This window comes from Bacillus sp. es.036, from assembly GCF_002563635.1.
In the GTDB taxonomy this organism is placed as follows: Bacteria; Bacillota; Bacilli; order Bacillales; family Guptibacillaceae; genus Guptibacillus.
Map to the genome: position 1 here is coordinate 71,979 of NZ_PDIZ01000001.1, position 13,588 is coordinate 85,566.

Annotated in this window: 14 protein-coding genes; 11 read left to right on the forward strand and 3 right to left on the reverse strand. The window is 41.3% G+C overall.

Annotated features, from left to right (window positions below; all coding sequences use genetic code 11):
- Nucleotides 1-375: 375 nt before the first annotated feature.
- Nucleotides 376-1,209: a transporter substrate-binding domain-containing protein gene (locus ATG70_RS00365; RefSeq protein ID WP_098442417.1), complete on the reverse strand. Its 834-nt coding sequence runs from the start codon at nt 1,207-1,209 to the stop codon at nt 376-378.
- Between the two features lie 274 nt (nt 1,210-1,483).
- Between ATG70_RS00365 and ATG70_RS22100 the strand changes: the two genes are divergently transcribed.
- The 3 genes from ATG70_RS22100 (at nt 1,484) to ATG70_RS00375 (ending at nt 3,982) form a co-directional block, all read left to right on the forward strand.
- Nucleotides 1,484-1,717, forward strand: a complete 234-nt coding sequence (locus tag ATG70_RS22100) for a hypothetical protein (RefSeq protein WP_142329527.1) — start codon at nt 1,484-1,486, stop codon at nt 1,715-1,717.
- Nucleotides 1,718-1,903: 186 nt separating this feature from the next.
- On the forward strand, nt 1,904-3,493 hold the full coding sequence (locus tag ATG70_RS00370) for a BCCT family transporter (protein WP_098442418.1): 1,590 nt from the start codon (nt 1,904-1,906) through the stop codon (nt 3,491-3,493).
- Nucleotides 3,494-3,628: 135 nt separating this feature from the next.
- The gene (locus ATG70_RS00375; protein ID WP_098442419.1) at nt 3,629-3,982 is read left to right on the forward strand and encodes a hypothetical protein; all 354 of its coding nucleotides are present in this window, start codon (nt 3,629-3,631) and stop codon (nt 3,980-3,982) included.
- Nucleotides 3,983-4,051: 69 nt separating this feature from the next.
- On the opposite strand, the gene ATG70_RS00380 is transcribed toward ATG70_RS00375, so the two are convergent.
- Both ATG70_RS00380 and ATG70_RS00385 read right to left on the reverse strand, forming a co-directional pair.
- A complete protein-coding gene (locus ATG70_RS00380) occupies nt 4,052-4,861 on the reverse strand; it encodes a ZIP family metal transporter (protein ID WP_098442420.1) in 810 nt (269 codons plus the stop codon).
- Nucleotides 4,862-5,042: 181 nt separating this feature from the next.
- On the reverse strand, nt 5,043-5,615 hold the full coding sequence (locus tag ATG70_RS00385) for a thioredoxin family protein (RefSeq protein WP_098442421.1): 573 nt from the start codon (nt 5,613-5,615) through the stop codon (nt 5,043-5,045).
- 160 nt (nt 5,616-5,775) lie between these two features.
- Here ATG70_RS00385 and ATG70_RS00390 point away from each other — a divergent pair, with 160 nt between their 5' ends.
- The 8 genes from ATG70_RS00390 (at nt 5,776) to rbsC (ending at nt 13,580) form a co-directional block, all read left to right on the forward strand.
- Nucleotides 5,776-6,330 (forward strand): tyrosine-type recombinase/integrase, encoded by a 555-nt coding sequence (locus ATG70_RS00390; RefSeq protein WP_179886119.1) that lies wholly within the window; start codon nt 5,776-5,778, stop codon nt 6,328-6,330.
- 15 nt (nt 6,331-6,345) lie between these two features.
- Nucleotides 6,346-7,818 carry a potassium/proton antiporter gene (locus tag ATG70_RS00395; protein WP_098442423.1) on the forward strand — a complete coding sequence of 491 codons (1,473 nt, stop codon included), beginning with the start codon at nt 6,346-6,348 and terminating at the stop codon, nt 7,816-7,818.
- A gap of 149 nt (nt 7,819-7,967) precedes the next feature.
- Complete coding sequence (gene nei / locus ATG70_RS00400) at nt 7,968-8,789, forward strand: endonuclease VIII (RefSeq protein ID WP_098442424.1); 822 nt, start codon at nt 7,968-7,970, stop codon at nt 8,787-8,789.
- Between the two features lie 78 nt (nt 8,790-8,867).
- Nucleotides 8,868-9,857, forward strand: a complete 990-nt coding sequence (locus ATG70_RS00405; protein ID WP_098442425.1) for a LacI family DNA-binding transcriptional regulator — start codon at nt 8,868-8,870, stop codon at nt 9,855-9,857.
- Nucleotides 9,850-10,740 (forward strand): ribokinase, encoded by an 891-nt coding sequence (gene rbsK, locus ATG70_RS00410; protein ID WP_098442426.1) that lies wholly within the window; start codon nt 9,850-9,852, stop codon nt 10,738-10,740. The genes ATG70_RS00405 and rbsK overlap by 8 nt, the downstream gene beginning before the upstream one ends.
- A complete protein-coding gene (gene rbsD, locus ATG70_RS00415) occupies nt 10,737-11,129 on the forward strand; it encodes a D-ribose pyranase (RefSeq protein ID WP_098442427.1) in 393 nt (130 codons plus the stop codon). The genes rbsK and rbsD overlap by 4 nt, the downstream gene beginning before the upstream one ends.
- A gap of 14 nt (nt 11,130-11,143) precedes the next feature.
- Nucleotides 11,144-12,634, forward strand: coding sequence for a sugar ABC transporter ATP-binding protein (locus tag ATG70_RS00420; RefSeq protein ID WP_098442428.1), 1,491 nt, complete (start codon nt 11,144-11,146; stop codon nt 12,632-12,634).
- Entirely contained in the window at nt 12,627-13,580 is a 954-nt protein-coding gene (gene rbsC / locus ATG70_RS00425; RefSeq protein WP_098442429.1) for a ribose ABC transporter permease RbsC, read from the forward strand. Before ATG70_RS00420 ends, rbsC begins: the two co-directional genes overlap by 8 nt.
- The last annotated feature ends 8 nt before the right edge of the window (nt 13,581-13,588 follow it).

A 13,588-nucleotide genomic window follows, 5' to 3' on the forward strand; every position in this document is an offset into this window, starting at 1 on the left:
AACTATAATTTTATCAGAGGTTGTCCTTATTTTATTGTTAAATTAAGATGAAAATATAGAAAGAGTGGCCCTGCGAACAAATTCTTTGTCCGCAGGGCCACTCTTATTTTAATTTACTGGGTTTTGTCCCAGCCTCTTTTTCATTAGGCTCTTTTCTAATAGATTGTTGCTTTTGAATCAATTATTGAATAAAAAACCACACTTCGCTAATTGTAGCGGAAGGATGCTCGACTCCTGCGGGACTAGCGGGACAGATGAGACCCCACAGGAGCGAAAGCGACGAGGAGGCTCACCGCCCGCCCCGCGGAAAGCGGGTAGGAGCGGAAATTAACCACTTATCTAAAAGCAACAATATCTAAGAAAGGAGCGGTTAAGTTATTTCTCGAATTCAATATCTTCCGGTAGCTCTGTTACATCTGCATCGTTAAAGAATGTCTTTGAGAGGTCGCGGATAGTACCGTCTTCGAGCATTTCTTCAATAACGCCATTCACCTTTGAAATGAGTTCTTCGTTTTCTTTATTCATCAATAGTCCACCTTCACTCGGCATGTACTGAATATCAGGGTGAATGGTAAGGTCAAGTTCAGGGAAGGCTGCTAGAGCCAATCGCTGTAAATAGACATCATTTAAAATAACATCCGTTCTTCCGTTATCAACGTCACGAAGGTACTGTTCATTTGTAGCGTTATCGTAGATGACTTCTTCAGCGCCTTTTTCTTTTGCAAGCTTCATAAAGTTTGTTGTCGCAGCCCCAGCTGCTTTTTTGCCTTCCAAATCGTTAATTGAGTCAATCCCAGAAAGGTCATCAGCCCGTACGATCGCTGTACCGTAAGAATGTTTGTATGGGGTAGACAGGGCGAATTTTTCTTTACGCTCTTCTGTAATGCCAATATCGTTAGCGGCCATGTCAACTTTTCCCGTTTGTACAGCCGTCAACATTCCATCAAAGCCCATTTCAACAAATTCAACTTTTAAATCCAGACGGTTAGCCATTTCTTTCACGATTTCAACGTCGAAACCGGTTAAGTCATTCGTTTCTTGCTCGTGATAAGAAGTTGGGTAAAGCGTGCCAGATGTTGCCACTTCAATTGTTCCCTTATCCTGAATTTCTCCCCATGTCGTTTGTTCCTCTTCTTTCGCATTATTGTTACCACATGCTGCTAGTACTCCAATTAAGACTAGCAATAAAAGCATTTGCTTTAATTTCATCTAGTATTTCCCCCTTTTTAGTCAGAACTTTACCATAGCAAATCTTAATACATTCTAGCAAACGATTAGACTAAATTTTGTTAAGGAGATTGGAGGTGGGTGTCTGTTTCGTACAAGTCCTGACGCAAACCAATAATGAAAAATTGACTAGATAAAAAGTGTGTAATCGACGGCCATAAGACCTAGTTTAGTTTATAAATGAGAGGGTAACTGGAGCATATCGAACCCCCTTGAGATTGCTGTGGGTTATTCAATAAAGGAAGGGGAATGAGCTTTGAAACAATCGGTTGGAAGTTGTACGCACCGATACTCGGTCGTGCAACACCAAACAAAAATGGCGATTGAACATTCCAAGCGCTTGTCTAAAAAGAAAGTAGATGTTCGGAGGATATCTCAAATGACTGGATTTTCAGAAGAACAAATTCTTGAATCGATGGAATTTGGTGATCCCGATTTTAAAGTTGAACGTCCGACGCTTCCAAAACAACATATCCATTTGGACCTATAATGTAAACGTCCAGCAAATGAGTGAGCCTGCTTAGGTGATAAAAGTAGGCTTTTTTTTGTGATGCCTGATAAAAGGGAAAAGTTGGTTAGTTTCGTAGCTAGTTGGGTACAAGATAGACATAGAAAAATGGATTAATCTTGATTGAGAGTTGATGAATGATAACTTTCAATCTGAAAGGAGAGGTGTATGAAAGAAAAGAAAAATCAAAAAGGAAATTCAGTATTTTGGATATCGGGTTTAGTCATATTCGTGCTCGTCATATGGGGAGCTCTTGTTCCTCAATCCTTCTCATCTGTCGCAAGTTCAGTCTATTCATTTACAACGAATGCATTTGGCTGGTTTTATTTATTGGCCGTTATTTTCTTTGTACTGTTTTGTTTCTATCTTGCGATTAGTAAGTATGGAAAAATTCGATTAGGTGATGATGAGGAGAAACCGGAATATCCCTTTTTTACATGGATTGGCATGTTGTTTAGTGCAGGTTTTGGAGTTGGTCTTGTCTTCTGGGGTGTCGCAGAGCCGATGACGCATTTCGCAAACCCTCCAACTGGTTTTGGGGTTGAAGGTGAGACGGAGCAAGCAGCAAAGCTGGCGATGCGGTATTCATTTTTCCATTGGGGCATACACCAGTGGTCTGTATTTACAGTTGTCGGTCTTGTGATGGCGTATTTCCAGTATCGGAAAGGTCGCAGAAGTTTGATCAGTGAAACGATTTCGAGTGGCTCGAATGCGAATAAAAAATCATCATGGAAAAAAGTGATCAATATCCTTGCTGTTATTGCAACCGTAATGGGTGTTGCCACATCGCTTGGCTTTGGCATCTTACAGATTAACGGCGGTTTAGATTATATGTATGGGCTTCCTCAAAATGCCCTGGTTCAAATCGCTATTACTGCAATTCTTTTTCTCTTATATATGGCTTCTTCGACAACGGGACTTAACAAAGGCATCAAGTATTTGAGTAATTTAAACCTGGCCCTTGCTCTTCTACTGATGCTGTTTATTCTTTTCCTTGGGCCAACGGTGTTTATTCTTGAAAGCTTTACGCTTGCACTTGGAGGATACATTCAGAAGTTTATTGAAATGAGCTTCTTTATGACGCCATATCAAGGCGGATCATGGGTGAAGGAATGGACCGTCTTCTATTGGGCGTGGGTCATTGCGTGGTCACCCTTTATTGGCGCTTTCGTTGCCCGCGTTTCAAAAGGACGAACCATTCGTGAAATGATTTTTGGCGTATTGATTGTTCCTCCATTCATTGCGATGATATGGATAGCTGTATTTGGTGGAGCTGCTTTTCATCTGGACCTGTTTCAAGGGACAGCCATTGCAGACGCTGTCAATAATGATGTAACAAGTGCTTTATTTGTGACCTTAGAGCAATTTCCACTCACTCAGGTGCTATCCATCTTGTCACTGTTTCTAATCTGTGTCTTTCTTGTTACTTCCGCTGATTCAGCTACGTTTGTTCTCGGGATGATGACCTCAGATGGTGACTTAAATCCTTCTCTTTTCTCAAAGCTTGTATGGGGCACCTTGATTGCCGCCATTACCGCGGTCTTAATTATTAGTAGCGGGCTACAGGGGCTTCAGACGGCTTCTCTTGTGGCAGCTTTACCATTTACGGTGATCTTACTCATCATGTGCGTGAACCTTTTTAAATCGCTACGGAAAGAAGTAAGAGTAGCAAATAGGAAGCGAGAGCAAACATTATTGAAAAAAGTAGCTGAAGCAACGAAAGAGAAGAAAGAACATCGACAAAAACAATCTTCTTAACAAGTTATTCAATAGAAAAGTTTTTTTCATGTATCTATCTTGTCTCTTATTCTTGTAGACTAGTAGTAAGGGTGTGCTTGAAAAATAGTGAGGTAGAGTTAATTTCACGAAGTTGTGAAAGAAAGAGGATTGAGAATGTCAGATCTATTATGGATTACGTATCTTGGAATTTTAGGAGCCCCAGCGATAGGGTTTTTATTAAAAGGGAAATATAAAACAATCGCGATGAAAGTTGATTTTATCGTCTCATGTATGACATGGACTGGTTTATTTGGATATGTAACGAGTATAAGTATTGGACCAACTCTACTATGGAAAATTGTTTTCGTCGTCGGAATCGTGTGGGATCTCCTATTTGTGATTTATATCGACAAAAGTGATGAAGCGGTTGAGGGATTGAGTGAGAAAACAGTGAAAGCTACAACAGTCGTATTCTCAATTTTGATGCTCCTACCACTATATTATGGGCTCTTTCGCTATGCTTTTTAAAGGGAATCTTAATCGTTTGTAGAAAGAAAAAAGCGCGTTCCCCCGGGGAACGCGCTTTTCGTATGCGGACTAGCCAAGTGCTACATCGAGAACCATCATGACGGAGAAACCAATCATAAGTGACATGGAAGCAATTTGAACATTCCCTTTCTCTTGAGAACCAGGAATGATTTCTTTCGCTACTACAAAAATCATCGCGCCAGCTGCAAAGCTCAGCGCATACGGTAAGAGGGGTTGAATGTAAATGACAGCAAGTGCTCCAACAACAGCTGAAATAGGCTCAACAACTCCTGATAGCTGTCCGTAGAAAAAGCTTTTCGCTTTAGACATACCGTCACCTCGAAGTGGTACAGAGACGGCGGTACCTTCAGGAATGTTTTGAATTCCAATTCCGATCGCAAGTGCAATCGCACCGGCAAGTGTTGAGCTCGAAAACTCTGCAGCTACAGCACCGAATGCGACACCAATAGCAAGACCTTCAGGAATGTTGTGCATCGTAATGGAGAAAACAAGCATTGCGGTACGGTGTTTTGCTTTTTTATCTTTAATGTCTTTAAAATACAAATCTTCATTGATGTGTGGCAAGATACGATCAACGAGAAGAAGGAAAAAACCTCCTAATAGAAAACCAACAACTGCAGGAATATACCCAGGTACTCCCTGTTGTTCAGCCATCTCTATCCCAGGGCTAAGCAGGGACCAAAAACTTGCTGCGATCATAACGCCTCCCGCAAATGCAAGCATGCCATCAAAGACTTTTTGATTAACAGTTCTTGTGAAAAATACAAATGATGCCCCAAGTGCAGTGGCGCCCCATGTAAACATCGTAAAAAGGAATGCCTGTGAGACAGGGCTTAATCCAACAATCCAATCACCCATGAGTAAACTCTCCTTCTAAGAATCTATCTATACTTTCCTATCATCATATTTTTTGCCTTTAGGAAAAATCTATACACTCAAGTCTAATCCGACTGTTGGTAACTGTCAACATACGTGAATTATAGGAAGTGTTTAATAATCAATTTAAAAAAGCCCGGCAATTGTGCCGAGCTTTGTAAAACTATTTTGTAACGGTCACCGATTGACTTAGCATAGCTAGCATGTCGTCCTTGATGTGCTTCCACATGTCATGATCCGTTGTAAATCGTTCAGTGGTTTCACTAATAAATGAGAGGAACGCCTTCTTAAAGTCTGGATCGCCCTTTGGTGGAAGTGATTGTTTTGCTCGATCCACATAGGCTTGGACTTCTGGAGCACGTGGCCCCCATTTTCCAACTTCACGGCCTTCTGAATCAATCAATACAATAATCGGAATCGATCTTGCTGTTCCATTTGTTAAATATTGATCCATCAGTTCAAGGTGATTGTCACGAATAAAGTATGCACTTTCAATTAAAGCTTCATCAGCCATGCGCATAAAAATAGGAAGGTTAACCATTGCATCACCGCACCAGTCAGCTGTTAGGACAAGAGCACGGAGCTTTTCTGATTGAAGAGAATGAAGAAATTCAAGGTCATCTTTTTCGAGAGTAACATGATTATAAATGGTTAATAAATCTTCTCGATGTTCGTCCATACTATGAATGTATTGTTGCATGGACATGCCCCTATCAAACCAATTCGTTAGATCCATTGATGGCCCTCCTTTATTCGAATTCTACCATAATTAATTATACTACGAAAAAGCCTGGAAATCCTTTTTATCATAGAATAGCCTTTTCGTATGAAAGCATATCGATAGTGACATAACCTAGGCTATGATATAATTGAGTCACATAAAGGACGTGATAAGAGTGAATTCTGTCGGAGCCATTCAAAGCACGGAGCAGATTGAGATATTAAAAAGAGCGTTATTGAACCGATCAAAACGAGACTATTTGTTGTTTATTTTCAGTATTAATACGGGCTTGCGTTTAACGCCTCTTTTGCATCTTACCCTTAATCATGTGATGAATGGATCTTTTAATGAATTCCTAGAATCATCTATTACCGAAACAACAGATATCTACCTCAATTCAGAAGTGAAACGCGCTCTTACGCTTTATGTGAATGAGCATCCTTCAAATGATAACTTTTACCTTTTTCATACGAAAAAAGATCCTACTCATCCAATTACAAGACAGCAGGTTCATCGCATCTTATCTCAAGCGGGAAAAGATGCCGGACTTGAGCATCCAATCAGCTTTCATAGTTTAAGAAAAACGTTTGGTTATCATGCGTTTCAACAGGGAGTAGCCGTGTCTCTCATTCAAAAAATTTATGGACATGCGACGAGAAGTGAAACATTAAAATATATCGGTATAAATTCTGAGCAAATTCCGAAACTGAAGATTGATGTACATTTATAGAAGGGAGGAAGATCAATGGATACGAATGCAGTAATTTTATTCAGCGCCATCTTTTTAATCGGTGGTGTCCTGATGGCCAAATTTTCTTCCCGGTTAGGTGTCCCGGCACTTGTCTTGTTTATTATCGTGGGAATGATTACAGGAAGCGATGGACTCGGATATATTTATTTTGATAATGCTTCACTTACACAGTCACTTGGTATATTAGCTCTTGTATTGATCTTGTTTGATGGTGGCTTACAAACAGAATGGCGTCGTACGAAAGCCGTTCTTCCTATTTCATTGTCTCTCGCAACAGTAGGCGTTCTTATTACTTCAGGGTTATTTGGTGTTGCTGCCAAAATGATTTTGGATGTGAATTGGAATGAAGCTCTACTCTTAGGTGCGATTGTAGGTTCAACAGATGCAGCAGCGGTCTTTGCCGTTTTGAAAGGGAAGAACATTAAGCGGAAGTTGCAATCGACCCTTGAAGCAGAGTCAGGCTCGAATGATCCAATGGCAATGTTTTTAACACTTACTTTATTACAACTTGCCATTGGCGAGACCGCCTTTGGTGCGTCCGTCATCCTGTCGTTCTTCTGGCAAATGGGCGCTGGACTATTACTAGGTGTCTTGTTTGGCTACGCGGCCTCATGGGCGATGAAGAATATCGAGTTAGGTTCAAACGGGTTATACCCTGTTTTTTCAATTGCGATTGCCTTAATTACATATAGCGCAACAGATTTAGTCAACGCAAGCGGACTGCTTGCTGTGTATGCTGCTGCCCTTGTACTTGGTAATACAAAAAGTCTTCCATATGGTCAAACGATTTTCCGCTTCCATGATGGGATCGCTTGGATGATGCAAATCTTAATGTTTATTATGCTAGGTCTCCTTGTTAATCCTTCTGAACTATTCTCAACCTGGATTGTCTTAAAAGGGCTAGCTCTCTCGTTTATCTTGATTGTGATCGCACGTCCAATTGCTGTTTTTCTCTCAAGTATCCCGTTTAAGTTCACACTTAAAGAAAAAACTTTTCTTTCTTGGGCCGGATTACGAGGAGCGGTGCCAATTGTGTTAGCGACTTTCCCGCTGTTAGAAGGACTAGAAAATAGCCAGCTTTTCTTTAACCTCATTTTCTTTATTGTCCTCACTTCTGCCCTTGTACAAGGAGCTACTATTCCTCTTATAGGGAAAAAATTAGGGCTTACTAGCCCTGAAGTTCATGTGCCTTCTCATTCATTAGAACTGGTATCATCAACAACGGTTAACGCCGAGATGATTCCTTATACCATTAGGCCATCTTCTAAATTAATTGGAAAAGAGTTATCCGATATATCATTTCCAGATAAAGTGCTCGTTAGTGCAATTATTCGCCGAGATGAATTGATCGCACCTTCTGGAGATACGAAAATAAAAGTGAACGATGTACTCTATATTCTTGTTGAAAATCAAAAGAAATCAGAGCTTGAAAAGGTACTGGGGATCCGAAAGACAATCGGTGGATAACTAAAAAATTTCGAATGAAGGGGCTCTGCACTGCAGAGCCCCTCCATTCGTTTCATTCGCATAAAGTTAGGGAAAATCCCTCCTAAATCATAAGCATCATTTATGCAACAAAACGATTATCTAACAATGAAGAAAGAAGGTCATCGATAATGCCTGAAGGTCCTGAAATTAGAAGAGCAGCAGACCAGGTTGAGAAAGCGTTACGAAAAGGAAGCGTGATGGATGTATTCTTTGCTTTTGAACATTTAAAGGGATATGAATCTCTCTTAAGCGGGGCAGAGGTAACGAGGGTAGATACGAAAGGAAAGGCGATGCTGATTCGATTTGATAATGGGTATACCATCTACTCGCATAATCAGCTCTATGGGAAATGGGTGATACGGAACGCCTACAATTATCCAAAAACAAATCGTCAGCTACGTCTAGCCCTTCATAATGAGAAGAAGTCTGCCCTTCTATATAGCGCATCTGATATTGAAGTGCTTCGCGATGAAGAAGTGCCTCTCCACCCTTTTATTGCGAAAGTGGGACCTGATTTACTGAGTGAAGAAGTAAGTGCGGAACAATTGAAGGAGCGCTTTGAATCAAAAGCTTTCCATAAGAAAAAGTGGACTTCCCTTTTGCTAGATCAGTCTTTTATTGGTGGTATTGGTAACTATTTAAGAAGTGAAATTCTCTTTCTAGCAGGTATTCATCCGGATTTACGTCCAATTGATTGCTCGGAGCAGCAGTTAACGAAAGCGGCTGAAGCCACCGTGAAACTCGTTCATCAATCCTATGAACATAACGGAATTACGAATGATCTTGAGTTAGCGATGAAGCTTAAGGAGAAAGGACAAAAACGCCCTCAATATAGACATTGGGTTTTTAACCGAGAAGGGGAGGCGTGCCGAATTGAAGGAACAGAAATTCAAAAAATGAAAGCTGGATCAAGAAGATTGTATTTTTGTCCAATGTGTCAGGCGAAGTAAGAAAAAAACTTGCAAACGCATTCAATGGTGTGGTAAGTTATATGTAACCGGTTACACAAGGACGAAGGAGTGAAGCACATGGCTACAATTCGAGATGTAGCAGAACATGCGGGAGTATCTGTTGCGACCGTTTCTCGTGTATTAAATGATAATGGTTATGTAGGTGTCGAAACGAGAAAACGTGTGATGGATGCGATCAATAGTTTGAACTACAGTCCAAATGAAGTAGCGCGCTCACTCTATAAGCGAGAATCAAGGTTAATTGGACTGCTTCTTCCTGACATTACGAACCCTTTTTTTCCACAGTTAGCTCGTGGGATTGAGGATGAAGTCAACCGAGCTGGATTCAGGTTGTTACTTGGAAACAGTGATGAAGAGGCAATGAAAGAATTAGAGTACATCCAAACCTTTTTGCAAAATCAAGTTGTTGGCATTATTTCAGCAACAAATAATACAGATAACGAGAATTATACAAATCTTGATTTGCCCGTTGTCTTTCTAGATCGTGTGTCAAAACAACATCCTTCTGTTTATGCTGATGGAATTGAAGGCGGACGACTGGCAGCGAAAGCGTTAGTTGAGAGAGGGTCAAAAAGAATTACACTGATTAAAGGACCTGGGCATGTAAAGCCAGCGATGGATCGGTTTCAAGGAGCACTCGCTGAATTAAGTGCAGCAGAAGTCGATTTTTCGGTTCTTTCAACTTCCTCTTACGCATTTGATGATGCACGAAAAAGGGCTGAAGAGCTCTTTGAAAAGCATTCTGATACGGATGGAGTGATTGCAAGTAACGATATTGTAGCAATTGCCATTTTACATGAGGCACTTCGTCTTGGCAGAAGGATTCCGGAGGACTTACAGCTGATTGGTTACGATGATATCCCGTTTAGTAGCTTGTCTTATCCTTCTTTATCAACGATCAGGCAACCTGCTTATGAAATGGGGAGGGAAGCAGCGAAATTACTCATTCGAATGATTCGAAAAGAAAAGGAAATTGATCAAACGATTCAATTGCCAGTTACGCTAATTGAACGAAATACGACAAGAAAGGTTGATCCAAATGCGTAAAGCGAAAATAGCTGTAATCGGAAGTTCCTCAATGGATCTTGTAGTAACTTCCAAGAAACGTCCAGGAGCGGGAGAAACGGTATTAGGAGAATCATTTAAAACCGTCCCTGGCGGCAAAGGGGCAAATCAAGCAGTTGCAGCGGCAAGGCTTGGTGCAGAAGTGCATATGATTGGCTGTGTCGGTGACGACCATTACGGCGAGGCGATCTTAAGAAACTTTAAAAACAATGGTGTTAAAACCGACCATGTGGAACCGGTTACAGGTGTTGAAAGCGGAACGGCTCACATCATTCTTGCAGAGGGCGATAACAGTATTGTGGTTGTTAAAGGAGCGAATGATTACATTACGCCTTCTTATATTAAAAAGAAGGCTGAGCTCATTGAAAGTTGCGATCTGGTCATGATTCAGCAAGAAATACCGGAAGAAACGGTAGCGTTTGTAGCTGAGTTATGTAAGAAAGTGGATGTGCCGTTGTTACTTAACCCAGCGCCGGCAAGACCCATCTCGCAGCAGGTGATTGATTTAGCTACGTATATGACACCTAATGAACATGAGGCAGACGTTTTATTTAGTGGGCAATCAATGAATGAGTCATTAAGAATGTATCCTGAAAAGGTATTTATTACGGAAGGCGCAGCAGGTGTACGTTATTTCAATGGGCAAGAGGAAGTGTTGATTCCCTCATTTAAAGTAGAAGCCATTGATACAACCGGCGCAGGAGATACGTTTAACGCTGCATTTGGTACAGCAATTGCGGAAGGAAAAACGCTAGCGGATAGCATAACTTTTGGTAATCGCGCTGCTTCTCTTTCTGTTACTGGTTTTGGAGCACAAGGCGGCATGCCGACACGTGAAGAAGTGGAAAGGATGCTAGCAGAATGAAAAGAAGAGGAATGTTAAATAGTCATATTTCTAAAGTTCTTGCAGATCTCGGGCACACCGATCAGATTGTTATTGCAGATGCTGGCCTCCCCGTTCCGGTTGGTGTCCCGAAAATTGATCTCGCATTACGTCCGGGGCTCCCAGCATTTCGTGATGTGGTGAGTGAACTTCTTCAAGAGATGGTTGTCGAGCGTGTGACGCTTGCATATGAAATTGAAGGTAACCAAAAGGTGCATGATTGGCTAAAGCAGGAGCTTGAAGAAACGGAACGGAATTATGTCGATCATGAAGCATTTAAAGAGCAAACGAGGCAGGCGAAAGTTGTCATCCGCACAGGTGAGACAACGCCATATGCCAATTGCATTCTTCATTCAGGAGTAATCTTTTAAACGAGGTGAACAGCATGCAAATTAGCATGAGAGACATTCATAAAGCATTTGGAGCGAACAAAGTGCTTGAAGGCGTGAACATCGACATTCATGATGCCGAAGTTCATGCCCTTATGGGAGAAAATGGAGCGGGGAAGTCAACGCTCATGAACATTCTAACTGGTCTTCATAAGAAAGATCATGGCACAATGGTGATCGATGGAAAAGAACGGGTTTTTGATAATCCGAAAGAAGCTGAAGAAAATGGTGTTGCTTTTATCCATCAAGAGCTAAACATCTGGCCAGAATTAACGGTATTGGAGAATTTGTTCATTAATAAGGAACCGGTTACATCTTTTGGTCTTATTCATTCGAAAAAAATGAAAGCGATTGCGAATGAGCAGTTTAAGAAACTAGCCATCTCCATTCCTCTTCAGCAGGAAGCAGGAAAATGTTCCGTTGGAGAGCAGCAGATGATTGAAATTGCAAAGGCATTAATGACAGATGCGAAAGTGATTATTATGGATGAGCCCACAGCAGCACTAACGGAACGTGAGATTCAAACGCTGTTCCAGGTGATTCGCTCACTAAAGAAAAGCGGCGTTTCCATTGTCTACATTTCGCATCGTATGGAAGAGATCTTCACAATCTGTGACAGCATTACCGTCATGCGAGATGGAAAAACAGTTGATACAAAGGCGATTCCAGAGACGAATTTTGATGAAGTTGTTCGAAAAATGGTTGGTCGAGAATTAACTGATCGCTTTCCTGAACGTTCTCCGAAGCCTGGTGAAACGATGTTAGAAGTCAAAGGCCTCGCTAGAAAAGGCGTGTTTGAGAATGTCAATTTTTCCGTAAGGTCCGGTGAGATCGTTGGCGTTTCGGGGTTAATGGGTGCTGGTCGAACTGAAGTCATGCGGACGATTTTTGGACTGGATGGAAAATACACTGGCGATATTTTCATTAGTGGTAAAAAAGTAGTCATTAAAAATCCTTCTCACGCTGTTCAACTAGGACTTGGTTTTATTACAGAAGATCGAAAAGAAGAGGGACTTGTGCTCGATTTCTCTCTGAAGGATAATATCGCGTTACCGAGTCTTTATAGCTTTGCTCCGAAAGGCTTAATCAATGAAAAAAGCGAGCTGGACTTTGTTGAGCTCCTCATTAAACGGCTAACGATTAAAACTGAGTCTGCTCAAACAAGTGCCAAAAACCTTTCTGGAGGTAATCAACAAAAGGTGGTTATCGCTAAATGGATTGGGATTGGACCGAAAGTATTGATTTTAGATGAACCTACACGTGGTGTTGATGTAGGAGCGAAGCGTGAGATCTATCAATTAATGAATGAGTTAACGGATCGTGGAGTTGCGATTATCATGGTTTCCTCTGAACTACCGGAAGTGCTTGGCATGAGTGATCGAATTCTTGTTTTCCGTGAGGGTCAACTGACCGGTGAGGTATCCAAGAAGGAAGCAACGCAAGAGAAAATAATGACGCTGGCAACAGGAGGTCAAGAAGATGAATAATTCAATGAAAACAAATCATGTTGGTAATGTGATGCAAAAGCTAGGACCACTATTAGGTTTACTTGTGCTTGTTGCAACCGTTTCTATCTTAAATCCAAGTTTTTTAGAACCACTTAATTTATTGAATTTACTTCGACAAGTGGCAATTAATGCGCTTATTGCTTACGGAATGACATTTGTTATTTTAACAGGCGGAATAGATTTATCGGTTGGTTCGATTTTAGCACTCTCAAGTGCACTGATGGCTGGCATGATGGTGTCAGGAATTGACCCGATTTTGGCGATACTCATAGGTTCTTTGCTAGGAGCTGCCATGGGTATGGTGAATGGACTGTTGATTACGAAAGGAAAAATGGCTCCGTTTATCGCAACGCTTGCAACGATGACTTTATTCCGAGGATTAACGCTCGTCTATACAGATGGGAATCCGATTACGGGGCTTGGCGATAGCTATGCTTTCCAGCTTTTCGGAAGAGGCTATTTCCTTGGTATCCCAGTTCCGGCGATCACGATGTTACTATCATTCGCTGTTCTCTGGGTAATTCTTCATAAAACACCGTTCGGGCGTAAAACGTATGCTATCGGTGGAAATGAGAAAGCGGCTCTTATTTCAGGTATTAAAGTGAATCGCATGAAAGTGATGATTTATTCTCTAGCTGGTCTACTTTCAGCTTTAGCAGGAGCAATTCTAACGTCAAGATTGAACTCAGCACAACCAACTGCAGGAACATCGTACGAGCTTGATGCAATCGCGGCAGTTGTGCTTGGCGGAACAAGCCTTTCCGGAGGTCGAGGTTTAATTATTGGAACATTAATCGGTGCACTGATTATTGGTACGTTAAATAACGGATTAAATTTGCTTGGTGTATCTTCTTTCTTCCAGATGGTTGTCAAAGGTGTTGTTATTATCATTGCTGTGTTGATTGATCGTAAAAAAGCAGCTTAGGAGGATTA